18 protein-coding genes and 1 pseudogene are annotated in these 23,773 nt (G+C 73.4%); 3 read left to right on the top strand and 16 right to left on the bottom strand.

What is annotated here, in order from left to right; translation table 11 throughout:
- Positions 1-54: 54 nt before the first annotated feature.
- Positions 55-1,065 carry a MerR family transcriptional regulator gene (locus ACFWFZ_RS00095; RefSeq protein WP_387114196.1) on the top strand — a complete coding sequence of 337 codons (1,011 nt, stop codon included), beginning with the start codon at positions 55-57 and terminating at the stop codon, positions 1,063-1,065.
- On the opposite strand, the gene ACFWFZ_RS00090 is transcribed toward ACFWFZ_RS00095, so the two are convergent.
- The 4 genes and pseudogenes from ACFWFZ_RS00090 to ACFWFZ_RS00075 all read right to left on the bottom strand — a co-directional run bounded on the left by ACFWFZ_RS00090 (position 1,056) and on the right by ACFWFZ_RS00075 (position 10,414).
- Positions 1,056-2,432 (bottom strand): cryptochrome/photolyase family protein, encoded by a 1,377-nt coding sequence (locus ACFWFZ_RS00090; RefSeq protein WP_387114193.1) that lies wholly within the window; start codon positions 2,430-2,432, stop codon positions 1,056-1,058. The two genes, ACFWFZ_RS00095 and ACFWFZ_RS00090, sit on opposite strands and share 10 nt — an antisense overlap.
- A complete protein-coding gene (locus ACFWFZ_RS00085) occupies positions 2,429-3,979 on the bottom strand; it encodes an SDR family oxidoreductase (RefSeq protein WP_387114190.1) in 1,551 nt (516 codons plus the stop codon). Before ACFWFZ_RS00085 ends, ACFWFZ_RS00090 begins: the two co-directional genes overlap by 4 nt.
- Positions 3,980-4,018: 39 nt before the next feature.
- Positions 4,019-4,234: pseudogene (locus ACFWFZ_RS00080) on the bottom strand (AraC family transcriptional regulator); the annotation flags it as partial.
- A 303-nt stretch (positions 4,235-4,537) separates the two neighbouring features.
- A complete protein-coding gene (locus ACFWFZ_RS00075; RefSeq protein WP_387114187.1) occupies positions 4,538-10,414 on the bottom strand; it encodes a TIR domain-containing protein in 5,877 nt (1,958 codons plus the stop codon).
- 98 nt (positions 10,415-10,512) lie between these two features.
- Between ACFWFZ_RS00075 and ACFWFZ_RS00070 the strand changes: the two genes are divergently transcribed.
- Positions 10,513-11,703 carry an SLC13 family permease gene (locus ACFWFZ_RS00070; protein ID WP_387114184.1) on the top strand — a complete coding sequence of 397 codons (1,191 nt, stop codon included), beginning with the start codon at positions 10,513-10,515 and terminating at the stop codon, positions 11,701-11,703.
- Positions 11,704-11,719: 16 nt separating this feature from the next.
- Here ACFWFZ_RS00070 and ACFWFZ_RS00065 read toward each other — a convergent pair whose 3' ends face one another.
- The 11 genes from ACFWFZ_RS00065 to ACFWFZ_RS00015 all read right to left on the bottom strand — a co-directional run bounded on the left by ACFWFZ_RS00065 (position 11,720) and on the right by ACFWFZ_RS00015 (position 21,878).
- Positions 11,720-12,541 (bottom strand): inositol monophosphatase family protein, encoded by an 822-nt coding sequence (locus tag ACFWFZ_RS00065; RefSeq protein ID WP_387114181.1) that lies wholly within the window; start codon positions 12,539-12,541, stop codon positions 11,720-11,722.
- Positions 12,522-13,145 (bottom strand): hypothetical protein, encoded by a 624-nt coding sequence (locus ACFWFZ_RS00060; protein WP_387114178.1) that lies wholly within the window; start codon positions 13,143-13,145, stop codon positions 12,522-12,524. Before ACFWFZ_RS00060 ends, ACFWFZ_RS00065 begins: the two co-directional genes overlap by 20 nt.
- A gap of 18 nt (positions 13,146-13,163) precedes the next feature.
- Positions 13,164-14,108 (bottom strand): hypothetical protein, encoded by a 945-nt coding sequence (locus ACFWFZ_RS00055; RefSeq protein WP_387114175.1) that lies wholly within the window; start codon positions 14,106-14,108, stop codon positions 13,164-13,166.
- 127 nt (positions 14,109-14,235) lie between these two features.
- On the bottom strand, positions 14,236-14,973 hold the full coding sequence (locus ACFWFZ_RS00050; RefSeq protein ID WP_387114172.1) for a tyrosine-protein phosphatase: 738 nt from the start codon (positions 14,971-14,973) through the stop codon (positions 14,236-14,238).
- A 60-nt stretch (positions 14,974-15,033) separates the two neighbouring features.
- Positions 15,034-16,074: an MsnO8 family LLM class oxidoreductase gene (locus ACFWFZ_RS00045; protein WP_387114169.1), complete on the bottom strand. Its 1,041-nt coding sequence runs from the start codon at positions 16,072-16,074 to the stop codon at positions 15,034-15,036.
- 13 nt (positions 16,075-16,087) lie between these two features.
- On the bottom strand, positions 16,088-16,606 hold the full coding sequence (locus ACFWFZ_RS00040; RefSeq protein WP_387114166.1) for a hypothetical protein: 519 nt from the start codon (positions 16,604-16,606) through the stop codon (positions 16,088-16,090).
- A 48-nt stretch (positions 16,607-16,654) separates the two neighbouring features.
- Positions 16,655-17,524: an alpha/beta hydrolase gene (locus ACFWFZ_RS00035; protein WP_387114163.1), complete on the bottom strand. Its 870-nt coding sequence runs from the start codon at positions 17,522-17,524 to the stop codon at positions 16,655-16,657.
- 72 nt (positions 17,525-17,596) lie between these two features.
- Positions 17,597-19,012, bottom strand: coding sequence for an MFS transporter (locus ACFWFZ_RS00030; RefSeq protein ID WP_387114160.1), 1,416 nt, complete (start codon positions 19,010-19,012; stop codon positions 17,597-17,599).
- 77 nt (positions 19,013-19,089) lie between these two features.
- The gene (locus tag ACFWFZ_RS00025; protein WP_387114157.1) at positions 19,090-20,070 is read right to left on the bottom strand and encodes a ParB N-terminal domain-containing protein; all 981 of its coding nucleotides are present in this window, start codon (positions 20,068-20,070) and stop codon (positions 19,090-19,092) included.
- Positions 20,071-20,276: 206 nt separating this feature from the next.
- Positions 20,277-21,218, bottom strand: a complete 942-nt coding sequence (locus ACFWFZ_RS00020; RefSeq protein ID WP_387114154.1) for a UTP--glucose-1-phosphate uridylyltransferase — start codon at positions 21,216-21,218, stop codon at positions 20,277-20,279.
- A 57-nt stretch (positions 21,219-21,275) separates the two neighbouring features.
- Positions 21,276-21,878: a TetR family transcriptional regulator gene (locus ACFWFZ_RS00015; RefSeq protein WP_387114151.1), complete on the bottom strand. Its 603-nt coding sequence runs from the start codon at positions 21,876-21,878 to the stop codon at positions 21,276-21,278.
- Between the two features lie 304 nt (positions 21,879-22,182).
- Here ACFWFZ_RS00015 and ACFWFZ_RS00010 point away from each other — a divergent pair, with 304 nt between their 5' ends.
- Positions 22,183-23,421, top strand: coding sequence for an IS701 family transposase (locus tag ACFWFZ_RS00010; RefSeq protein WP_387114148.1), 1,239 nt, complete (start codon positions 22,183-22,185; stop codon positions 23,419-23,421).
- A gap of 255 nt (positions 23,422-23,676) precedes the next feature.
- Here ACFWFZ_RS00010 and ACFWFZ_RS00005 read toward each other — a convergent pair.
- A partial coding sequence (locus ACFWFZ_RS00005; protein ID WP_387116209.1) for a hypothetical protein occupies positions 23,677-23,773 on the bottom strand: 97 nt, incomplete at its 5' end.

The raw sequence follows: 23,773 nt of genomic DNA, 5'->3' as shown, positions 1-23,773 counted from the left end.
GTCCTGTGCGCGCTTGGCACCACTCGCATCGGTTGTGCGTCGCATCATGGACTCATGACGGAATCCGCACACGGCCTGACCACGGGGGCGGTGGCCCGCAGCCTGGGGGTCGCCCCGACGACCCTGCGTTCCTGGGACCGGCGCTACGGCATCGGACCGGCCGCCCGCGAGGACGGCCGGCACCGGCGGTGGACCCCCGAGGACGTCGCCGTCCTGCGCGAGATGTGCCGGCTGACCTCGTCGGGGATACCGCCGGCGGAGGCCGCGCGGGCCGCCCTCGCCGGTCCGGCGCCCGCGCCGCCCGCCGACCGGGAACCGCTCCCCCGGCCGGCCGGCCGACCGCCCGGCTCGGGCAACGGCCTGCCCCTGGGCGCCGTACGGCAGGAGTGCCGCGGGCTCGGGCGGGCCGCGGTACGCCTCGACGCCTGGGCCGTGGACGACATTCTGGCCTCCGTGATCGCCCAGTACGGCCTGGTCACGGCCTGGGAGGAGGTGATGGCGCCGACCCTGCACGCCGTGGGCCGCAAGTGGGAGACCTCGGGCGACCGGTACGTCGAGGTCGAGCACCTGCTGTCCTGGCACGTGTCGAGCGCGCTGCGCCGCGCCGCCGGGCCCCCGCCCTCCGGGTCGAGGGCCGGCGTACCCCCGGTGCTCCTCGCCTGCGTGCCGGGCGAGCAGCACACCCTCGCGCTGGAGGCGCTGGCCGCGGGGCTGGCCGAACTGGGCCTGCCCACGCTCATGTTCGGGCCGGCCGTACCGCCCGACGCGCTCGACCAGGCCGTACGCAGGACCGGTCCCGCCGCGGTCGTGCTGTGGTCCCAGGCCCGGTCGACCGCGAACCCTCCGCTGGCCCGGCACGTCGCCGACACCGTGTGGGGCGTCCGGGGCGCCCGCGCCCGGCCCGCCGTGCTGCCGACGGGCCCGGGCTGGGCGGGTCAGCCCCTCGCCCCGGGCACGCTGCGGCCCGGCGGGCTGCGGGACGCCCTGGCCCTGCTGCGCGGGCTGTGCGACACGGCGGCCGCGGGGGCGGGGGCGGGGCGGCCCGCCGCCTCCGATCAGTCCTGACCGCGCGCCCTGCGGAAGCGGGCCAGCCCGTCCGGGAGCGCGATCAGCGGCTCGGGATAGCCGTCGTACCGGGCCCGTTCGGGGCCGTCCAGTTTCCACGGCTCGTGGATCCGGGGGCCCCGCAGCCCCGCGAGTTCGGGCACCCACCGGCGTACGTACTCCCCTGCCGGGTCGTACCGCTTGCCCTGGATCACCGGGTTGAGGACTCGGTTGGGGCGGCTGTCGGTGCCCGTGCCGGCCATCCATTGCCAGTTGAGCTGGTTGTTGGCGACGTCCCCGTCGACCAGCAGGTCCAGGAAGTGGCGGGCTCCGGCGCGCCAGTCGATGTAGAGCGTCTTGGTCAGGAACGAGGCGGTGAGCAGCCTGCCGCGGCCGGGCATCCAGCCCTCGTGGGCGAGTTGGCGCATGGCCGCGTCCACGACGGGATAGCCGGTCCGGCCGTCCTGCCAGGCCTGCAGGTCGGCCTCCGCCTGCGGGCCGCGCCGCCAGCGGTCGGCCCGGGTGCGGTAGTCGGCGTCCGCGACGGCGGGACGGGCGGCGAGGAGCTGGTGGTTGAAGTCGCGCCAGCACAGCTGACGTACGAAGGCCTCGGCGCCCGCGCCGCCCCGGTCGCGGGCTCGGTGCACGGCCTCGGCCGCCGACAGCGCGCCGAAGTGGAAGTACGGGGAGAGGCGGGAGGTGAGGTCCGAGGCGAGGTCGTCGTGTCCCTCCTCGTAGGCGTCGGCGTGCCGGTCGAGCCAGGACGCGAGCCGCTTGCGGCCCTCGTCCTCGCCTCCGGTGGCCAGGCCCGCCGAGACGGCTTCGCCGGCCGGCCGGGCGGGGAGGGGATCGGAGCGGATGCCGGGTGGCACCCGGACCACGCGCGGGGCCGTGAGCGGCGGGCGCAGCCGCTCTGCCGACCAGCGTCTGAAGTACGGGGTGAACACGGCGAAGTGATCGGATCCGTTCGGTGTCACGGCGCCGGCCGGCAGGGCGGTGACGACCGCGTCGTGGACGTAGAGACGACGGCCGTCGGCCTCCAGGGCCCGGCGCAGCCGCTGCTCGCGCCGCAGGGCGAAGGCACTGCACCCGGCGGCCATGTGCACCTCGTCGGCGTCGGCCTCCCGTACGACGGCGCACACCTCGGCGACGGGATCGCCCGAGCGGACGACGAGCCGGCCGCCCCGCCGTTGCAGCCCCTGGTCGAGGTCGGCGAGGCAGTCCGCGAGGAAGGCGAGGCGGTTCGGCGCCGCGAAGCCGGCCTGGTCCACCGCCGGGTCGCGGACGAAGAGCGGGACGGTCTCGTGGTGCGGGCCCAGCGCGGCGCGCAGCGGCGGATGGTCGTGGACGCGAAGGTCCGAGGTGAACAGGACGACCGAGACGCTCATGACTTCGCTCCTGGGGTGGGGCCGCCGGCCGCCGCTTCCGCCGTGCGTGCGATGTTGCGGGCCATGCCGCCGAAGACCAGGGCGTGGAAGGGGGAGACGCTCCACCAGTAGGCGTGGCCGACGAGGCCGCGGGGGTGGAAGAGCGCCCGCTGCCGGTACCGCGTGCGGCCCTCGTCGTCGCGCTCGGCGTACATCTCCAGCCAGGCGAGGCCGGGGAGCCGCATCTCGGCGCGGAGTCGGAGCAGCCGCCCCCGTTCGATCTCCTCGACCCGCCAGAAGTCCAGGGAGTCGCCGATCCGCAGGCGGGTGGCGTCGCGCCGGCCCCGGCGCAGTCCGACTCCTCCGACGAGGCGGTCCAGCCAGCCGCGGACGGCCCAGGCGAGCGGGAAGGAGTACCAGCCGTTCTCGCCGCCGATGCCCTCCACGACCCGCCACAGCACCTCGGGCGGGGCGTTGACGATGCGCTCGCGGACGTCGGTGTAGAGGCTGCCGCCGGCCCAGTCGGGGTCGGTGGGCAGCGGGTCGCTGGGCCTGCCGGGCACGGAGGCGGAGGACCAGCGGGTGTCCACCTGGGCGTCGCGGACCTTCTGGAGGGCGAGCGAGAGCGCCCGGTCGAAGGGGATCGGGGTGCCGGGCGGATCGGGCACCCAGTCGGCGATGTCGTGCTCGTCGCAGACGACCTCGTACTTGAGGGACTCGGCGAGCGGACGGGCGATGGACCGCGGCACGGGGGTCACCAGGCCGATCCAGTGGCTGGACAGGCGCGGTGTGAGGACCGGGACCGGCAGGATCAGCCGCCGGGGTAGTCCGTCGATCTCGGCGTAGCGGCGCATCATGTCGAGGTAGGTGAGGACTTCGGGGCCGCCGATGTCGAAGGCGCGGCTGACGTGGCCGGGCATCGTGGCGCTGCCGACCAGGTAGCGCAGCACGTCGCGGACGGCGATGGGCTGGATGCGGGTGCGCACCCAGCTGGGGGTGACCATCACGGGCAGCCGCTCGGTGAGGTAGCGGAGCATCTCGAAGGACGCCGAGCCGGAGCCGATGATGACGGCGGCGCGGAGCACGGTGGTGGGTACCCCGGAGTCGAGGAGGATGCGGCCGACCTCGGCGCGGGAGCGCAGGTGGGGCGAGAGTTCGCGGTCGGGGACCCCGCGCGGGATGAGTCCGCCGAGGTAGACGATGCGGTGTACGCCGGCGGCGCGGGCCTGGTCGGCGAAGGTGCGCGCGGCCCTGCGGTCGGTCTCCTCGAAGTCGCGCCCGCTGCCGAGGGCGTGCACGAGGTAGTAGGCGACGTCGACGCCCCGCAGGGCCGCGGCGAGCGACGCGGCGTCGGTGACGTCGCCGCGGACGATCTCCACCTGGCCCGCCCAGGGGTGGTCGCGCAGCTTCTCGGGGGTGCGCGCAAGGCACCGGACGCGGTGTCCGGCGGCGATCAGCTCGGGGACCAGCCGGCCGCCGATGTAGCCGGTGGCGCCGGTGACCAGGCACAGCGAACCAGGGGGCGGCGGGCCGGGTGGCTGGGCCGGGTGCCCTTGTGTTTCGGTCATGCAGGTGCTCCGTTTCCGCCGTCGACCGGGGTGGTTCCCTCATCTCTTCCGCGGTAGCGGGCGGGACGGATGCACGGGGTAGGCCGGATGGGCGTGTGCTCTTCGGCGGACCGGGGAGCGGAAGCGGTTGCGGTACTCGGTGGGGGTCGTGTCGAGGGTGCGGCGGAAGGTCCGGATGAGGGTGTCCGTGAGGTTGAAGCCGCAGGTGGACGCGGTGCGGTCGAGGGTGGCGTCGGTGGATTCGAGCCGGCTGCGCGGTCGGCGGCGAGCTGCTGCGCCGTCGACCGGTGGGGGGGGTGGCGCGCCGGGCGTCGAGGAGTCCGGCCTCGGCGGGGATGCGGGCGCCGGCGCACACGGACGCGACCCGCCGGGTCCGGCCGGCGAGGGTCTTCATCCGCTCGACCACGGCGGGGTCGGCGACGGCGCCGGATCTGGAGCGGGCGGGAGCATCGACACCCTGCTGGTGCCGGGCTTGGTCGGGATCGGCGACACCGGCCGGGCACGTGCAGGTCGCGCCGGTCAGGAGCCGGGCCCCGGCATCGGCGGGCGTCCGGCCGGTCAGAGCTCCTCGCCGAGCGGCAGCCGGTGGACACCCGGCAGGTACTCGTCCAGCTCCCCCGGCGTGAACCGGGACATGCCCACCACATGCCAGAACTCGCCGGCCACGTCGCCCTCGTACTTGTAGCCGCCGGCCGGTGTCAGCGCCGCCCAGCCGTCCGCCATGCCCATCAGCGTCGCGCGCGGCGACGGCGGTCGCCCGTCCGCCGGGATGCTCCAGAGCCGTACGGTGCCGTCCTCGGCGCCGCTGGCCAGGGTGGCGCCGTCCGGGGAGAAGGCGAGCGAGAGCACCCGGCCGGTGTGGCCGACGAGGTCGGTGATCCGCTCGCCCGTCTCGGCGTCCCAGAGGGCCACCGCCCGGTCGTCGCCCGCCGCGGCCAGCAGCGGCCGGTGCGGGTGGGCGGCCACGGCCCACAGCCGTCCGCCGCGGCCCCGCAGGCGCAGCCGTGCCTCGCCGTCGCGCCAGACGACGGCGGTGCCGTCCCAGCTCGCGCTCGCCAGCCACGCGCTGTCCTGGCCGTACGCGACGCCGTACACCCGGTCGGCGTGGCCGGCGCCGGCGCCGCCGAGCTCCTCCACCAGGCGGCCGCTCCTGGCCTCCCACACCCGTACGACGCTGTCGTCGCAGCCGGTGGCCAGCACGTCGCCGTCCGAGCGGAAGGCGATGGAGCGGACCCGGCCCCGGTGTCCGGTCAGGTTCGACACGGGTGAGCCGGTCGCGCGGAACCAGACGCGGACGGAGTCGTCGTCGTTGGCGGTGGCGAGCAGGGTGCCGTCGGCGTTGAAGGCCTCCGCCCATACGTGCTCGGTCTCGGCGTCGAGTTCGCGCAGGTAGTGGCCGCCCACCGGGTCCCACAGGTACATGTCCCCGTCGTTGCTGGCCGTGGCCAGGACGGGTTCGGCGGGGCTGAACGCCGCCGAGACCAGCCGGTCGCCGCGGCCGAGGAGTTCCTCCGTACGCCGCCCGGTGCGCGTGTCCCAGAGCCGTACGACGCCGTCGTTGCCGGCGGACGCCAGCTGGGAGCCGTCCGCGCTGAAGGCGACACCGCTGATCCTGCGACCGTGCCCACGCAGGATGCGCTTGCCCTGGCCGGTGGCGGAGTCCCAGATCTGTGCGCCGCCGTCGTTGCCGACGGTGAGCAGCTGGCTGTCGCCGGGGCGGAAGGCGCACGCCCAGGCGGTGCCGCGGTGGGGGGCGGGCTGCTGTGCGTGGAGGGCGATGGTGTGGCCGTGGGGGCGGCCGGTGACGGTCCACAGCCGGACCGCGCCGTTGCTGTCACAGGCGGCGAGGAGGTTGCCGTCGTCGCCGAACAGCACCTGGTAGACGGCGCCGGTGCCGCGTTCCAGGACACCGGCGGGGGTGCCGACGACCGGGTCCCAGAGCCGGACCTGGCCGTCGGTACAGCCGCTGGCGAGGAGGTGTCCCGAGGGGTGGAAGTCGAGGGCGTAGACGCGGCCGGTGTGTCCGGTGAACTCGTGCAGCAGCCTGGCGTCGGACGTACGCCAGATCCGCACTGTGCCGCCGCGTCCGCCCGCGCCCCGGTCAGCGGTGGCGAAGAGGGTGCCGTCCGGGCTGAACCGGGCGCGGTAGACGGCCCCTTGGTGCCCGTCGATCTCACGGACGCACGTCCCGGTGTTCAGGTCCCAGAGCCGTACCCTCGCGGAGGCGTCGCCGGTGAGCAGCGTGCCGTCCCGGCTGTGGACGGCGGTGTAGACGGGCGCGGTGTGGCCGGGCAGCCGGTGGGCGGGCCGGCCGGTGGCCACGTCCCAGACGGTGACCAGGCCTTCGCTGTCGCCGGTGGCGAGGATCGTGCCGGCCTCGTCGAAGGAGACGGGCCACACCCCGTCGGGATGGATCTCCAGGGTGTGGCGGCAGGCGCCGGTCACCGGGTCCCAGAGGCGTACGGTGCCGTCGGATCCGCCGGTGGCGATGACGTCCGGCCGGAACTTCACCGCGTAGACGCGCCCTTCGTGTCCCTGGAGGGTGCGTACCGCCATGCCGTCGTCGGCGCCGCAGACGAGGATGGAGCCGTCCTCGCTGCCGACGGCGAGGAGTTCCCCGTCGGCGCTGTAGGCGATGGGTTCGGGCAGGCGGCCGGTGCGCATGCCGAAGCCATACGGGACCCCGACCGCGGACGGCCGGAACCCGGCGTCCACCGGCATACCGGGGGCGATCGCGGCGGTCCCGAGTTCGGGGGCCGCCCGCACCGCGTCGTCCATGGCGACGTCGATGAGCGCGGCCCGGTGCCAGCGGCTGCCGGTCAGTTCGGCGCCCCGCAGGTCGGCGCGGGTCAGGCGGGCCCGGCTGAGGTTCGCGCCGGTCAGGTCGGCTCCGCTCAGGTCGGCCCGGTCGAGGCGGGCGCCGGTCAGCCGGGTGCCCCGCAGCAGGGCTCCGGAGAGGTTGGCGCCGATCAGCCGGGTGTCCGTCAGATCGGCGTCGGAGAGGTCGACCCCGCAGAAGTCGCGGTACGAGAGGTCCTCGCCGGCCAGTCTGGCGCCGCGCAGGTCGGCGTCGGCCGGCATCCGCAGCCGGTCGCTGATGCGGACGGCGTTGGCGCGGGCGGCGTCGCTGATTCCGCGGCCGGGTGAGTCGAGGACCTCGCGCACCCACCGGGCGCACTGTTCGTGGTCGGCGAGGTCGCAGAAGAACTCGACGGCGAGCTGGCTGAGCGGGCGTGCGACGAGCAGGGTGTGCCGGCCGCGGTCGAGCTGGTGGGCAGCTTCGCGGGCCACGAGCCATTCGACGACGGAGCCGTGGATGAACTGGAAGACGCCGTCGGAGCTGCGGACCAGCAGGCTGCCCGCGCCGACCGCCTGGGCCCGTTCGGACGGGGTGAGCGGGGAGTCGGTGAGTTCGCTGAGGGTGGCGGCGACGGTCTCGGTGAGCTCGTCCAGGCGCAGGGCGCTGCGGCCGCTCTCCCACAGCCGCCAGGCCAGCGCGGTCACGGCCGCCCACAGTTCGCCTGCGGTGAGTCCCGGCGGGGCGCCGGGCCCGCCCCGGCCGCGGGTCTCCTCGTAGGCGAGCCAGGAGGTGAACACGTCCTCGTACAGCCGTGCCGGGCTGAGGGCGCGGCCCGCTCCGGCGACGGCGCGCAGCTGGTCCTGGCTGAGGTCGGCGACGAAGGAGAGCAGCCGCGGGTTGCGGCAGAGCATCAGCAGGTCGGGGATGTTGCGCAGGAGCTGGTAGCGCTGGTCGGCGGCGTGTTCGTCGCCGTAGCCGCGTACGAGGTAGGAACGGATCTGCGCCGGGGTGAAGCCCTCCACGGACAGGACGCGGCGCTGCGGCAGCAGTCCGACGCGTTCGCCGAGCGCGGTGAGGACCTGGGCGTGCGACTTGAAGTGCTGGGTGCGGCTGCTGACGACGATCTTGGCATTGTCGACGGCGGCGTCGAGGAGGACCTGGAGGTGGTCGGCGGCGCGGTCGTAGCTGACGCGGTGGACCAGTTCGTCGAAGCCGTCGAAGAGGAGGACGACGCGGCCCTGGGCGAGCATGTAGCGCAGGGCCCGCAGGTCGATGGTGTCGACGCCGTGGCCGGCGAGGTGGGCGGCGACGAGGCCTTCGAGGCTGTGCGCCCGGTCGAGGGTGTTGAGCGGGATCAGCAGCGGTGTCAGGTGCGGGAGTTGTTCGGGGATGCGGCGGGCCAGTTCGCGCAGGGCGAAGGTCTTGCCGTGTCCGAAGTCGCCGAGGAGCAGGACGAAGCGGCCGTGGTCGGATTCGAGGAGTTCCAGCAGTTCCTCGACGAGGCCGTCGTGTTCCTGCCCGTCGGGGCGGTCGGCGTCGCGGTAGCGCTGGGGCAGGTACAGGCCGGGGGCGTACTGCTCGCTGCTGCACAGCCACGCCGTCTGCGCGGTGACGTAGCCGCGCAGGTCGAGCAGGCCCTGGAACTCGATGAAGCTGCGCACCCGGACCCGTACGCCGTGGCCGGCCGCCCGGTGGCGCAGTCCGCCGGGCGGGGCGTCGCCCCCGTAGACGATCACGGCCTCGGAACCGGAGTCGGTGGCGTGCACCTGTCCGACGAACCGGTCGAGCTCCTCCTCGGTGGGCGTCCCGGGGTGGACGGCGATGCGCTGCTGCTGGACGACGTCGTCCTCCTGCTCCTGCCAGGTGGCCATGATCTGGACCATGTCGGCCGGGTCGCGGCGCGGTACGTCGCGCAGCCGCACGCTCGCCCTGCGCACCCGGCAGATCTCCTTGACGCGTTCGGCGAGCGCGGCGGCCGGGTCGTCGAGGGGGGCCCGGCCCTGCGCGTGCTCGACGGTGATCACGGGGGGCAGTTCGGGGACGGGGAAGACGCGGCGGGTGTGCCGCCATTCGCCGGGGAACCGCTCGGGTTCGGAGGTGATGCGGTCGTCCCAGCGGGTGACGGCGTCGGCGGTGACCTGGAGCAGCTGGAAGCGGGCGGGGGCGGCGGAGCCGAAGAGGGGCAGCCCGCCGGCGGGTCCGGTGAGCCGGCTGTGGCCGGGGGCGGCGGACACGGTGCGGGGGCCGCCGGTCGGGCCGTGCAGCAGCAGGTGCAGCCGCGGGGCGGCGAGCCGGGCGAGGGTGTCGGCGTCGCGCAGTCCGCCGGGGCCGCCGGCCGCGTCGCCGGGGCGGCGGCCGTCGGTGAGGGGGTGGCGCAGCGCGCCGATGCGCAGCCAGCCCTCGTCCTCGTAGCGGCGCATGGCTTCGGAGAACCAGGCGGTCTGGTCGCGGCCGACAAAGCCGTACTGCTCCTCGGGGCGGTGGCTGTAGGCGATGGAGGAGTTGAATCCGGCGACGACGGTGCTCAGTTCGGGCACCGGGAAGAGGGTCCAGGGCTGGTCGCTGTCGAAGACGGTGTCCAGTCCCTGGTAGAGGCCGCGGAACAGGCGTGTGTAGTGGCGCCACTTGGGCCAGTACGGCGGCTGCGGCGCCACCTCGTCGGCCTCGCAGGTGTGGAAGTAGGCCTGGGAGGCTGCCTGGTTGACGTCCTGTGCGCCCGGTACGACCATCACCCGCTGGGGCGGCAGGTCGAGCTGGGACCGCAGGGTGGTGAGGAAGCTGAGGGCCTGGTCGCATTCGCGGGGGCTGCCGGACGCGGTGAGGTCGCCGGTGACCACCATCAGGTCGGGGGACGGTGCTCCCGCGTCCCTGAGCATGATGAGGTCGCCGCGGATCTGGCGGCTGAGCGCGTCGGGTTCGCGGCCCCGCCCGAAGTCCGGTCCGGCCAGGTGCAGGACGGTCACGGCGTCCTGGGCGCGGCCGGCGGCGCCGGCCGGGGCGGCCTGCGGGTAGAGGGGTGCCCGGGCGGGGCGGCGGCGGCCCGCCCAGCCGGGGCCGGCGAGCGCGCTCGGCCGGAGCCGGCCCGGGTGGGCCTGCTCGGGGAGGCGGACACCGCCCGTGCCGCCGCGTGTGCCGCCCGTGCCGCCGCCGGGTGCGCTGCCGGGGTAGCCGGGGCGGCGGCCGGGGCGGGCATGCCCGTCGACGGCCTGTCCGACCCGGGTGAGCAGCAGGGAGCGGGCGGTGTCGGTGTCGGCGACACCGACCAGGTCGACGTAGGTGATCGTGGCGAGGAGTCCCTCGATCGGCATCTCGTCGACCCGGACGGTCAGGAGCCGTCGTTCGGGTGACTCGGGGGAGGCCCGCAGCGCCGCCTGCCACTCCATGCGCCCGTAGGTGGAGCGTTCGTAGTGGCGCGACAGGACCGCGATCACCGCGACGGACTCGCTGACGCCGCGGTCCATGAAGTCGATGAAGTTGGTTCCCGGTACGAAGTCCCAGGCCTGCACGATCGTGCGGTAGCCGGCTTCCTCCAGGGTCCAGGCGATCCATGCGGCCCATTGCTCGTCCGCCGGCGAATAGCTGATGAAGAAGTCGAACTCCCGTACTGGCACCCCGAATTGCCCGTCCGTCGTCATGGGACCATGGTAGGGCTGGCGTCCTTCCCGCGCGGGCGTGTCCGGTTCCGGCCCAGACCGTCTGCCGCCCGGGCGCGGGTCTGTGCGACTCTGTCGCCGTGTCTCTCCTCAGGCGTCTGCATCCCCTCGACTGGCTGGCCGGCGGCCTGCTCGCGCTCGGTGTGCTCTGCGTCGTCACCGGTCTGCTGCCGCACGGGCCCGCCGGGGACGTCATGGAGCGCATCGGGCCGCTGGTGGTCTTCCTGGCCACCGTCATCGTCCTCGCCGAACTGACCGGTAAGGCGGAGGTGTTCGACGTGGTCGCCACCTGGGTGGCGCGCGTGGGCCGCGGCCACTACGCGCTGCTCTTCTGCCTCTGCGTCGCGTTCGCCTCCGTCACGACCATCACCTTGAACCTGGACACGACGGCGGTGCTGCTGACCCCGGTGATGCTGGCACTGGCGACCCGGGTGGGCATCGCGCCCGTACCGCTGGCGATGACCACGGTGTGGCTGGCCAACACGGCGAGCCTGCTGCTGCCCGTGTCGAACCTGACGAACCTGCTCGCCGCGGACCGGGTGGCGCTGGCCCCGTCGGAGATGGCCGCCACCCTGTGGGCTGCGCAGCTGGCCGCCCTAGCCGTGACGATGGCCTGCCTGTGGGGCTTCTACTGGCGCCCGGGACGGCGCGGCGCGGTCAGCTACGCGCCCCCGGCGCCGTCGCGCCCCAAGGACCGGGTCCTGTTCCGGGTGTCCGCGCTGGCGTGCGGCGGCTTCCTGGTGGCGCTGCTCCTGGCCGACGTACCGCTGTGGTCGGCGTCGATGGCGGCCGCGCTGGTCGTGGTGGCGGCCTTCGCGGTCCGCGACCGCGGTGCGCTGCGCCTGTCGCTGGTCCCGTGGCGGCTGCTCGTCCTGGTCCCGGGCATGTTCCTGGTCGTGGAGACCGTCAACGCGCACGGGCTGCACGACGTCCTGGCCGCGGCGATGGGCTCGGACGACGGGTTCGCCGGCATGCTGCGGTCGGCCTCGGTCGGTGCGGGCTTCTCCAACGTGCTCAACAACCTGCCGGCGTACATGGCGGGCGAGGCGGCCGTCCCCGAGGCCAACCACCACCAGCTGCTGGCGCTGCTCGTCGGCGTCAACGTCGGCCCGGTCATCACTCCGTGGGCCTCGCTGGCCACCCTGCTGTGGTTCGAGCGGTGCCGCTGGCACGGCACCCGCATCGGGCTGCGCCGCTTCCTCGGTACGGGGCTGGTCCTCTCGGTGGCCGGCACCCTGTCGGCGACGCTGGCGCTGGCCGCCACGACCTGAGCCGGCCGACCGTACTTCAGGCGGCGGCGCCCACCTCCCGCAGGAGGTACGCCAGGGTCTCGCCGCGCGCCGCGACGAAGCTGCGGCCGGCGTCGTCCCCGGCGAAGCCGGGCGTGAACGGCGCCCCGGACAGCGTGCGCAGCTCCACCCCCGCCTCGGCGGCGAGGAGCGCCCCGGCCGGCAGGTCCACGCCTTCGGCGCGGTAGCCGACGAAGGCGTCGATGGTGCCGCGTGCCAGCAGGCTCCAGCCGAGCAGCGGCGCCCACAGCTGCAGGACCCGCCGGCAGTGCAGCTCCAGCGCGCCGCGCAGGGCCACCGCCGTCACGTCGCCGCGCCGCACGGCGTATCCCTGGGTCCAGGCGACGACGGGGCCAGGGCGCGGCAGGCCGGGGGCGGGCCCCGGTAGCGCCCCGGCGGAGCCGTGCGCTCCGAGGCCCCTGACCGCGTGCCAGGTCTGTCCGGTGACCGGTTCGTGCACCACGCCCAGCACCGGGGTACCGCCCAGGCACAGCCCGATGCCGACCGCGTAGGCGGGCAGCCCGATCGCGACGTTGTTGCTGCCGTCCAGCGGGTCGACCAGCCAGGTGCGTTCGCCCGCGGCGTCCAGGAGTCCGGCCTCCTCGGACAGGATCCGGTCGTCGGGGAAGTGCCGCCGGATCCGGCCGAGTACAAGGGTCTCGGCGGCGAGGTCGAGGTCGACCTGTACGTCCCCGGACTCGTCCTTCGTCCGCAGGCAGTACGCCGCGCCGAAGCGCCTGCGCAGCAGTCCGCCCGCCTCCTCCGCCGCGGCGACGGCGACCCGCCTCTCGCGCTCGAAGTCAGGCCCGTTGCTGAGCATCGATCCTCCTGAGGACGGTGTGGACGCTGCGCACGGTCTGCGCCTTGTCGCACAGTCGGCGGGTGGTGCGGCGCGGCCGGCCGTCGAGCGGTCCGAGGGAGAGGTCGCGCCGGCCGGGGACGGACAGCCCGTGCACGAGGGTGGCCGCCGGCTCCGGGCCCTCCAGGGCGGTGGCGTGGAACTCTCCCGCGGGCAGGGTGTAGGTCTCCCCGCCGGAGCTGATGTGGGCGGGGCCGGGCTCGCCGCGTACCAGCAGGGGGGTGGGGCGGATCTCGTCGACGCCGTCGCCGCGGCTGTGCACCTCGAACACCCGGTGGGTCGCGCCCTCCTCGCCGTCGCGCACCGTCCGCGTGCGCACGGGCACGTTCGCGACGCGGCCGTACAGCACGCGGCTGCGCAGTTCCCAGCTGTGGGCGTGCAGGGGGGAGGCGTCCGGTTCGGCGCGGTTGCCGGCCTCGAAGAGGTGTACGCAGATCCCGCGCAGGCCCTCTCTCAGCAGTGGCAGGCACAGGAACCCGAGTGGATGGCGGACGGCACGCACCTCACGGTCCCCGGAGGCGATCTCCTCCAGGCTGGCAAGGGTCCTTTGGAGCTCGTAGTCCATGGCACGCGCCGGAGCGCCTCACCTCCTGTAGGGGTCCTCCGCGTGCAGCGCCTTCTCGATGATCTTGCCGATGTCGCTGTCGGTGAAGACGCGGGGCAGCGGGAGCCTCAGCTCGTCGAACAGCGCCCGCACCTCGTCGACGGTGGGTTCCTGGCCGAGGGGCGACGCGACGCGCAGATCGAGCGCGGTCGCCTGCTCGCGGCTCTGGTGCAACTCGGTGACGTAGTAGTCGTAGAGCGGCTGCCCGCGTTCCACCAGCAGGTTCACCCGGGACCGGTCGTCCTGGGTGATCACGAGGCAGGTTTCGGAGAGGTCGAAGCGCAGGGTGGGCACGGCGGACGAGAGGTGCACGCTGATCTCCAGGGTGGTCAGCTGCCGCTGGTACCAGCAGGCGGCGAGGACGGTCGCGTACGACTCCCGGCGGACCCGGTCGGTGGTCCACACCTCGTCGCCGCGGCGCTGCCCGCCGAACATCTGCCGGAACCGGGCGTAGGCGGCGCAGGCGCGCTCGTCGGCCGGATTGACGATGTCGATCTTCACGTTGAGCTGGGAGCGCTGCTCCTTGGCCGCGGCCACGCACAGCGGCAGCGTGACCGCTCTCAGGTAGGTGCCCGTCCCGCCCTTGAAGTACCAGAGGTTGGTGTGCTGTCTGGCCTTGCGCAGTGCCTCGCCGACCTCGTTGCCGGAGAGCGAGCGGACCATGGCGAGGTCCTCCAGGGCCCGGCGGGTCCCGCTCAGTGCCTCGTGGATGCTGGCGGGCCGGCGTACCCGCTCCACGATCGACCCGGTCGCGAGGAGGCCGAGGACGACGAGGGTGGCGCCGGAGGAGACGTCGTCGCTGACGACGTCTCCGAAGATGTCCAGGAAGCCGACCGCCATCGCGACGCAGAGTGCGACGACGACGTCGGCGTTGCGCAGCATCCAGGCCACGAAGCGCTCCAGCCGCCCGACCTGCGCCGCCATGAACGCACCCCCTCCCCCGCCCCTGCTCCGATGGTAGGGATCCTCCGGCGGCGCCACCAGAGCGTCTTCACGTCTCCGGAAGGCGCCCCGCGCGCACGCCGGTTCACACCGCGCGACCCGGAAGGCGTCAGGCGTCGGCGGGCGTCAGCAGTCGGGCGCGCAGCTGCTGCGCGGTCCGGTCCGAGAGCCCCACCCGGTCCTTGAGATAGCCGTGCACCGAGCCGTGGCGGGCCCGGAGGTCCGCCAGCACCAGCTCCATGATCACCGCGGGTGCGCGGCCGTAGCTCGGCCACTTCATGACCCGGCCCGGGTTGGCGGCCCGCCAGTCCGCGGCGAGGCGCTCGGTGGCCAGTTCGGTGAGCGCGAAGTCGGCGAGGATCTGCTCCGTGGGGACACCGAGCAGGGTGAGGACGAACGCGGCGATCAGCCCGGTCCGGTCCTTGCCCGACGTGCAGTGGAAGACCACCGGCCCGGGCGCTTCGGCGATCGTCTCCAGGACCTGCCGGATCTCCTCGGCGCCGTCCTCGGTGACCTCCGCGAACCGGTCGGCGAGATAGCGCCAGGGGTCGATGCCGGGATCGATCTCGGCCTGGTCGTAGGGGCGGTGCTCGATGCTGAGGTTGACGTACTGGAACCGCTCCGCCTCGGGCACCCGGCCCTTGGCCTCTACCTCCCACGGGTAGCGCAGGTCGATCACGGTGCCGACGCCCAGTTCCAGGAACCTGTCCCAGTCGGCGCCGCGCAGCTTGCCCAGCGAGTCGGCGCGGTACAGGGTCCGCCACCGGACGGTTCCGCCGTCGGCGCCCCTGTATCCGCCCAGGTCACGGAAGTTGTGCAGGTCCTCGAATGCGACGTGCCGGTCCATCGGCGCTCCCCCTCGTCCGCGGCGCCGCTCTCTCACGGCGCCCGGGTGGCCCACCGTAGATCACCCGGCCCGGCCCGCGGCGCCCGGTGAGGGCGTCGCGGGCACGGCAGGCACTGCGGGACTCGGGACTCGGCACCAGCGGGTGGCCGGCACCGCTGCTTCCCTGCGGTCCGCGGGGAGTTCGAAGGCCTCGGCGAGCAGCTCGTAGGAGCGCCGGCGGTCGGCCGGGTCGGCCGTCAGGGTGTTGACGATCAGCTCGTCCACCCCGTGGGCCGCGGCGAGCGCCGTCAGTACGGCGGACACCTGCTCGGGCGCCCCGGAGATGAGGGCCGTGCGGTGCACCGTGGCCCGCTCCAGCTCCGCGCCCGTCCAGCGGTGGCGGCGCGTGGTCTCGTACGAGGGCAGCGGGGCGTCCTGGCCGAGGTCCTTGCGGGCGCGCCACAGCAGCAGGCCCTGGGCCAGCTCCTCGGCCCGGCCGGCGCTGTCGGCCGTGACCACCCGTACCGCGAGGGCGCCGCCCGCGGGCCGGCCGGTGGTCCTGCGGAACTGGGAGCGGTAGTCGTCGAACGCCTCCGGGCCGCCGGCCGGGGAGAAGAAGTGCCCGAACGCGAAGTCGGTACCCAGCAGGCCGGCCAGCCGCGCCGACTCGCGTCCCGCGCCCAGGAGCCACATCTGCGGCGGGACGGGCGGGTGCGGTACGACGCCGCCCGCGCCGAGCAGCGTCCGCAGTTCCGTCAGCCGCTGCGGGAAGTCCCGTGCGGGGCCGCCGGCCCGGCCGATCCCGAGGTCGACGCGCCCGGGGTGGAGGGAGGCGAGCACTCCGAAGACCTCGGCGACCTTCGCCGGGTCATAGCGGGGCAGCAGCACCCCGCCGGTGCCGATCCGCATGCGCGAGGTGTGGGCGAGCAGGGCTCCCGCGAGGATCTCCGGGGCGCTGCTCGCGAAGCCCGGGGAGCCGTGGTGCTCGGCGGCCCAGTAGCGGGTGTAGCCGAGGGCCTCGGCGGCCCGGGCGAGGTCCACGGAGGCGCGCAGGGCCTGGTCGGGGGTGTGGTCCTCGCCGACGGGGGTCTGGTCCAGTACGGACAGTCGCGGCTTCGTCATGGCGGACCGCCTTTCAGCGCTGGTGGACGGGGAGGCCGGTGGCGCCCGCGACGGTCGCCGGGACGATCCTGAAGTCCCTCTCGAACACCAGGTTGTGGAGGTCGGCGGCGGCGATGGCGCGCATCGTGGGGAGTTCGGCGGCGGCCTGCGCCTCGTCGAAGACGTTCAGCGGCCATTCGGAGACGGTGGCGCCGCGCAGGTGGGGGTGGTGGAAGCCCGCGCCGTAGTGGGCGTAGAGCGTCACCGGCGGGATGTCGGCGGTCGACTGCTCGTCCCACCAGAGCGTCCAGGCGTGGAAGAGGCTTCCGTCGTCGGCGCGTTGCACGCCGCTGGCGTCGATCACGCCCTGTCCGAGGAGGAGTTCGTCGTTGAGTTCGGTGAGTGCCTGGCGGGCGTACGGGTCGAGCAGCCGGGCGGCGGTGCGGAAGTGCTCCTCCTTGTCCGGGCGGGTGACCGCGCCGCCGTGCCGGCCGTCACGGAGGTCGGCGAAGTGCCGGAGCAAGGCGTCGAGATGGGGGGTGTCGGGGCTCATGTCGGCTCCATGTGAGATGAGTTGAAGGACGAGGGTGGAAGCGGCACCTCAGGCGCCGGGGGCGGCCGGTGAGGTGAGCAGGCGCAGGGCCACGCCCAGCCAGCCGCGCAGGGACGCCGTCTCGGGCCCACCGCTCGTGGCGCGGCCGGGCTGGAGGAACGCCCCGTGGCCGGTCTGCCCGAACTCCCGCAGGGTGACCTCCACGCCGGCCGCGTGCAGCAGGCGCGCGTAGCGGTGTACGTCGTCGCCGACGGGGTCGAGGTCGCCGGTGGCCAGGACGGCCCGCGCCACGCCGCGCAGGTCGGCCGCCTCTAAGGGGGTGCTGTAGAGCGGGGTGCCGTCGGCGGCGGCGGGCCGGCCCGGGTCCCGGTAGTCCTGCCAGGCCGCGATCAGGTAGGAGGCGGTGGGGAACATGTCGGGGAAGCGGTGGTACGAGGCCGCCGTGCAGCCGGGGTCCAGCGGCGGGTAGGCGAGGAGCTGGGCGGCCAGCGGGAGGGCCCGGTCGCGGCAGGCGAGGGCGGCACAGGCGGCGAGGGTGGCTCCCGCGCTGTCTCCGCCGACCGCGACGGGTAAGGATTCCCCGGCCCGTTCCCCGGCCTGCTCCCGGGCACAGGCGAGCGCCGCCAGTACGTCCTCGACCATGGCCGGATGGCGTACCTCGGGGACCAGCCGGTAGTCGACGCTGGCGACGGCGAAGCCGGAGATCCGGGCGAGTTCGGCGGTGGGGACGTGCCAGTCCTGGGCGGATCCGGCGCGCCAGCTGCCGCCGTGGGCCCAGACCAGCCAGCCCCGCGGTGCGGATGCCGGCGGCCGGTACACCCGGGCGGGGACAGGGCCGGACGGGGAGGGGATGCTCGCGTGCTCCCAGCGGACCTGGGCACGGCTCTTTCCGGCGGCCGAGTGGGTGGGTGTTGCCATCGGGGTTCCTTCCCTCCGTGCCTGGGGCCAACGTTCGCCGCGTCGGCAGGTCTGTCACAAGGCGGAGTTGCCTTAGTTGCCGGGCTGCTTGGTGCGGAGGAAGAGGACGGTGGTGAGGATGCCGAGGACCACGATGGCGGTGTTCACGATCACCGCGGTGGTGATGCCCGCGTGGATGTCGGTGTGGGCCGCGGCCACCGCCGACATGATCGGCGTGCCCATCGTGATGCCGATCTGCTGCGTCATCGTCGCCAGACCCGTCGCCATGCCCTGCTCATGGTCCGGCAGACCCGTCGTCGCGGTCACCATGAACCCGACGATCACCAGCATGTTGCCGACACCACCCCCGAACGTGGCGACCAGCAGCAGCCACATCGACGCCGACGTCTCACCCAGCGCCACCAGACTCAGCGTCGCCACCGCCTGCAGCACACCACCGATGACCAGCGTCGACCTCGTCCCCACCGCACCGATCACCCGAGGCGCGATCGAACCACCGATCACCGTGCCCACACCCAGGACACCGAACGACAGCCCCGCCGTCAGCGGCGAGAAGTCCAACACCTCCTGCAGATACAACGTCATCAGGAAGACCAGGCTGGTCTCCGTCAGAAACGCGATCAGACCCGCGATGTTCCCCCACGCCACCGTCTTCTTCTTCAACACCGAAACCGGCACCAACGGAGCAGTCGACTTCGCCTCGATCGCGTAGAAGACGATCAGCAGCACCACACCCGCAGCCAGCCAGCCCAGCGCCGACAGGGAACCCCAACCGTGCTCACCCGCCTGCGTCAACCCGTAGATCAAAGCCAGCAGACCCAGAGTGACGGCGGTGGCACCCGGCACGTCCAGCTTCGGACGCGTCACCGGACGGGACTCCTTGATCACCGCCGGAGCGATGAACAGAACAGCGAGAGCCACCGGAACATTGATGAAGAACGCCCACCGCCACGACAACAGATCCGTCAGGACACCACCCAGGATCGCGCCCGTCGTGAACCCCGCCGACATCAAAGCCCCGTTCAGACCCAACGCCTTCTGCCTCAGAGGCCCTTCAGGAAACGAGGTGGTGAGCAGGGACAGACCCGCCGGCGTGACGGCCGCCGTCGCAAGACCCTGGAACACACGCGCCACGATCAACATCTCCGGCGACGTCGCCAGACCACCCACCAACGACGACAGACCCAGCACCGCCAGACCCACCAGGAACAACCGCCGACGACCGAACAGGTCCGCAACCCGCCCGAACAACAACGTGAAGCCCGCAGCACACAACGCGAACGACGTCGCGATCCACTGCAGATTCGACAACGAGAAACCAAGCCCGTCACCGATCACCGGCAACGCCACATTCAGAATCGAGAAATCCACCGCCAGCATGAACTGCGCCACCAGCAGCACCACAAGCACCAACCTCAAACGCCCGTCCAACCGGACCGGCGCCTCCCCCGCACCCGCATCAACCCGCGCACCCTCGACAACCGACATCGCCAGACTTCCTTTCCAACACACATGAACGGAGGCCTTCCAGCAGGGAAGGCCGGTATTTGGGGGTGGAGGACCGCTCAGGCGCGGGCCTCCGCCGAGGCGCGGCGGCCCAGTTCCTCCGACAGTTCCTGCCAGTCGCGGGCGCACTGCGCGGCAGCGGCGGCAGCGCTCTCGGCGCGGTACGGGGGCACCGCGGCGACGATCCGCTCCCGCTGGCGCAGTCCGCTCACCTGGAGGTCGAGCATGCGCAGCAGCAGCCTGCCCGCCTCGCTGAGTCTGAGCAGGGGGTCCTTGCAGAGCCCGGTGACCAGCGCGGGCAGTGGTTGCCCGCGGCTGCGGCCGCGGTCCGCCGGCCGGGGTGGCGGCGGAGACGGTGAGCTGCCGGAGCGCCGCTGTCCGGCCGGTACGGGATCCTCGCCCTCGCCGATGCGGCGCCGCACGTCCCGTACGGTCGAGGGCGCGATGCCCGCCTCCCGTGCGATCTGCCGCAGGGAAGCGGTGGGACGGCCCGCGAGCAGCCGGGCCGCGGCCTCCCGGCCTCGGGCCGGATCCGCCGGCCGGACGCGTCCGTCCCGGCCGATGCGGCCTGGCGGGTCGTGATCCGTAGCCTCCCGCCGGCGCAACGCGCCGACGGTCTTGGCCGCGAGCCCGGTCCGCTGCGCGATCCCGCGGTCGGACCAGTCCGGGTGGGACCGCAGGATCCGTAACGCCGCAGCGGTCCGTTCCGCCTGGGTCAACGGGAGTCCGTGGCTGATGTTCTCCTCTACCGAGAGGACGAACGCGTCCTCGGCGCTGCCGTCGAAGTACGCCACTGCGACGGTGTCGCAGCCCCTCAGCACGGCCGCGCGCAAACGGTGCGTGCCGTCGATGATCCGCATCGTGGGGCGGTGCACGAGCAGCGGCGGCAGCGTTCGCCCGGAGCTCGCGAGGGCCTGTGCGTGGCCCTCGTCCACCGGGACGGTACGGGGGGAATCCGCGGCGAGCAGGGCGCCGACCGGCACCTCGGCGGCGGAGTGGGGGGTCCGCTTCGCCGGGTGTCGTGCGTTGGATTTGTCCATGGAGTTCACCTCCCTTCGTGCACTCGATGCCTGGGGCGCCGCACCATTCGCCGGACCCGGAGAAGAAGTTACGTAACTACCGTTCGGTAACCTACTGACCGACCCAACCCTGTTGAGATTTGGGCAAGTTGGCAGAGCTGCCGCCGTTCGGCTGGCGACCCGGTGGGCGACCGGGGAAGTTCCCCGGTCGCCCACCGGGCTGCGGATCAGAGCGTTGCGAGCTCCCCCGCGCGAACGAAGTCCCTGAGCCACGACAGGAATTCAGGCCCGAGGTCTTCGCGCTCACAGGCGAGCCGGACCGTCGCACGGAGGTACTCGGCCCGGTCGCCGGTGTCGTAGCGCCGGCCGGAGAAGACCACGCCGTGAACCGGGCGTCCGGCCCGGACCAGGGTGCGCAGTGCGTCCGTGAGCTGGATCTCGCCGCCGCGCCCGGGGCTGGTGCTCCGCAGCACGTCGAAGATCTCGGGGTCGAGGAGGTAGCGGCCGATGACGGCGAGATTGCTGGGGGCGGTGCCGCGCTCCGGCTTCTCCACCAGCTCGGTGATGCGCACACCGTCGCCCCAGCCACCGCCGCCCCCACCGCCGGGGCCGCCGGCCGGGCCCGACTGCTCGATCGCGGCGCATCCGTACAGGTGGATGGCGTCCGGGTCCACCTCCATGAGGGCCACGACGCTGCCGCCGAGCCGGGCGCGCACGTCGGCCATCCGGGCCAGCAGGGGGTCCCTGGGATCGATCAGGTCGTCGGCCAGGAGGACGGCGAAGGGCTCGTGGCCGACGTGCGGCGCAGCGCAGAGGACGGCGTGCCCGAGACCCCTGGGGTCGCGCTGGCGCACGTAGTGGATGTCGGCGAGTTCGGTGGAGGCGCAGACGCTGTTGAGTTTGTCCTGATCACCACGGCGCTGGAGGGCCTCCTCCAGCTCGTAGTTGCGGTCGAAGTGATCTTCGAGCGGCCGCTTGTTGCGTCCGGTGACCATGAGGATGTCCGACATCCCCGCCGCGACCGCCTCTTCCACCACGTACTGGATGGCGGGCTTGTCGACCACCGGGAGCATTTCCTTCGGGGTGGCCTTCGTCAGCGGGAGGAATCGCGTTCCGAGCCCCGCGGCGGGGATCACTGCCTTGGTTATCTTCGCAGGCGTGGGATTCATGCCGCCGACGCTAGACGGCGCCGCGCACCGGCGGCCAGAATTCCCATACCTTTCCGCCTACTTAGGCATTTCCGCGGTCGGTTGGGCCGCGACACGCCGCCGGATGAGGCACCACAGCTCGCCGAGCTCACCGACGGCAGCGCCGGGGCGGTCGTCCCGCTCCCGGCGGGCCCGCGCGACGACACCGCCGACCAGACGGCCCGTCAGCCGGGTGAGCGGACGCGGGTCGACCTCCGGGTGGAGCTGCCCCTCCTCCGCCGCCTGTTCCAACAGTTCCTCCACGTCGGGGAGCCAGCAGCCGCACCACTCGGGGCCGGCGCCGACGCGCTCCTGCGTGAGCCGGGCCGCGGCGCGCACGGCCGCGTCGGTCTCGATCAGCCGGCCGAGGGCCAGGACGAGCGAGGAGACGGTCTCCAGCGCCGGCCCGCCGCGGGCGGTCACGCACTCGACCACTCTTCGGGTGGCGGCCCGACCGGAATCCTCGACGGCGGAGGCCAGTTCCCCCTTCGCCGAGAAGTGAAAAGTGACGGCCCCGATCGAAATCCCGGCCGATCTGCTCAGCCGGGAAAGCGACGTGCCGTCGTATCCGTTGCGGTCGAATTCAGCGGCGGCCACCGAGATCAGATGATTACGGGTGCGTACGCCGCGCTCTTGCTTCACCACTGCACTATCACTGCCATCCGGTTCGTTCCTCACTCGCCGCCGCGAACTGACACGGGGACGACCTCCAGCGTCACCCCGGCGCCGACCGCGCACAACGGCTACTTGACGAAGAAGCGACCATGCGCCCCGCCGTCCCGCACCGCCCGCCCGGGTCGGGCGGCGCCCTGCCTCCAACGTGCCCAAGTCGTCACGGAGACGCCACACTTCGACTAGAAAACAAAACGAACGTTCTGTATTCTCTGCGGTGTCATGGCGCACACGGACGTCCGCACTGGAGGGGAGACGACAGATGACGGCGCACATGAGGACGAGGTCCCCGGCTGCCTGCGGCACCGCCCTGGACGAGTTCACCGAACGCCTCTTCGGCCACTTACCGAGGGCCGACCAACGCAGATGGGCGCGGGTCTACTTACAGGGCCTGCTCAGCACCCCCGGCAAGAAGTCCGTCCGCAGGCTCGCCGCGTCCGTGACCGCTTCCCCCACCGCATCCCAGTCCTTGCAGCAGTTCATCAACGCGAGCCCCTGGGACTGGGATCCGGCCCGCGCCGAGCTGCTCCGCTGGGTGGAGGAACGCCTTCAGGTGCATGCCTGGACGATCGGGCAGGTCTGCTTCCCCAAGCGCGGCGAGCACTCGGTCGGCGTGCACCGCCGCTTCGACCCGACGGCCGGACGCATCGTCAACTGCCAGTACGCCTTCGGCCTGTTCCTCTCGCTGGACGGCATGAGCGTGCCCGTCGACTGGCGGCTGGTACTTCCCGAAAGCTGGTCGGCGGACCCGGCCCTGCGCCGCCGGGCGCGCATTTCCCCCGATGTCGCGTACCGGACTCCGGAGTCCCTGGTCCTGGAGCTCGTCGACTCGATCGCCGCCCGCACCTCGGCGGTGCGCGCCCCCGTGGTCGCCGACGTCAGCCGTCTCGGCGCCGCCGCCGCGCTGATCGGCACACTCGGCCGCCGCGGCCACGACTTCCTGGTGTCCGTCCCACCCACCCTCACCGTCCGCGCGGCCGGGCCGACGCTCGGGGGCGAACCGCCCCGGGCACCCGCGCACACGACCACCGCCGGCGATCTCGCCCGTCGGGGCAACACCAGCCATCCCTACGCCGCTCCGCTCGCCGGCCCCGACGCACGCCCCCAGCGGCCGCACATCCGCTCGGCGCTGGTCCGGCTGCCGGGCGGGGACCTGGCGGGCCGGGGCACGCACCAGACGTACCGGCTGTTCGGCGAACCGTTCGTGCGGGCGGGGCCGGAGGCGGAGGCGGGGTCGTCGGCGGGGTCCGGGGCGCGGGCGGGCGGTGCGCGGGCGGGCGGGGCGGTGTGGCTCACCAACATGAGCCACCACCGGATGGACGACCTGCTGCACCTCGTACGGCGCTCGGGGCGGGCAGCGGCCACGCTGGGCGTCCTGGCCGAAGACTTCGGCCTCCTGGACTTCGAAGGGCGTTCCTTCCCCGGCTGGCACCACCACATGACGTTGATGTCCGCCGCGTACGCCTACAAGGCCCTGCCGGGGCGCTGGGACCGCTGGGCCGGACCGGGATGATCCAGGCTCCGCCGGGCACCGGGCTCCGCCCGGACCCGCGCCTCACACGCCGGCGAGGCTGGATCGGCGCGGGCCCGGCCAGGATGGGAGCAAGGCCTGTCCCTTTACCCCTGGTGGATCGGCGCACGGCGTCGGATGCGGTACATCGCACGGCGCAGGAGCGTCCTCATACTGGGCGTATGCGGGCGCTCGCGACAATGCGGCGAGGCGCCGTAGCCGGCGTCACGTGCCCGCCGGGGGATCACGGGAGTGCCTTCAGGCGCGGATGAGGGAGAGGGCCTCGTCGCGGACGCGGGCCAGGGTGTCCGCGTCACGGGCCTCGACGTTCAGCCGCAGCAGCGGCTCGGTGTTG

The organism is Streptomyces sp. NPDC060232, from assembly GCF_042726555.1.
GTDB lineage: Bacteria > Actinomycetota > Actinomycetes > Streptomycetales > Streptomycetaceae > Streptomyces.
This window is presented reverse-complemented; position numbering and strand designations above follow the sequence as displayed.

Coding starts and splice junctions, on each gene's coding strand:
- ACFWFZ_RS00090 (WP_387114193.1), bottom strand. CDS start 2,432: ATGAGCGTCTCGGTCGTCCTGTTCACCTCGGACCTTCGCGTCCACGAC.
- ACFWFZ_RS00095 (WP_387114196.1), top strand. CDS start 55: ATGACGGAATCCGCACACGGCCTGACCACGGGGGCGGTGGCCCGCAGC.
- ACFWFZ_RS00025 (WP_387114157.1), bottom strand. CDS start 20,070: ATGGACAAATCCAACGCACGACACCCGGCGAAGCGGACCCCCCACTCC.
- ACFWFZ_RS00075 (WP_387114187.1), bottom strand. CDS start 10,414: ATGACGACGGACGGGCAATTCGGGGTGCCAGTACGGGAGTTCGACTTC.
- ACFWFZ_RS00040 (WP_387114166.1), bottom strand. CDS start 16,606: ATGAGCCCCGACACCCCCCATCTCGACGCCTTGCTCCGGCACTTCGCC.
- ACFWFZ_RS00030 (WP_387114160.1), bottom strand. CDS start 19,012: ATGTCGGTTGTCGAGGGTGCGCGGGTTGATGCGGGTGCGGGGGAGGCG.
- ACFWFZ_RS00065 (WP_387114181.1), bottom strand. CDS start 12,541: ATGCTCAGCAACGGGCCTGACTTCGAGCGCGAGAGGCGGGTCGCCGTC.
- ACFWFZ_RS00020 (WP_387114154.1), bottom strand. CDS start 21,218: ATGAATCCCACGCCTGCGAAGATAACCAAGGCAGTGATCCCCGCCGCG.
- ACFWFZ_RS00055 (WP_387114175.1), bottom strand. CDS start 14,108: ATGGCGGCGCAGGTCGGGCGGCTGGAGCGCTTCGTGGCCTGGATGCTG.
- ACFWFZ_RS00060 (WP_387114178.1), bottom strand. CDS start 13,145: ATGGACTACGAGCTCCAAAGGACCCTTGCCAGCCTGGAGGAGATCGCC.
- ACFWFZ_RS00085 (WP_387114190.1), bottom strand. CDS start 3,979: ATGACCGAAACACAAGGGCACCCGGCCCAGCCACCCGGCCCGCCGCCC.
- ACFWFZ_RS00035 (WP_387114163.1), bottom strand. CDS start 17,524: ATGGCAACACCCACCCACTCGGCCGCCGGAAAGAGCCGTGCCCAGGTC.
- ACFWFZ_RS00010 (WP_387114148.1), top strand. CDS start 22,183: ATGAGGACGAGGTCCCCGGCTGCCTGCGGCACCGCCCTGGACGAGTTC.
- ACFWFZ_RS00050 (WP_387114172.1), bottom strand. CDS start 14,973: ATGGACCGGCACGTCGCATTCGAGGACCTGCACAACTTCCGTGACCTG.
- ACFWFZ_RS00045 (WP_387114169.1), bottom strand. CDS start 16,074: ATGACGAAGCCGCGACTGTCCGTACTGGACCAGACCCCCGTCGGCGAG.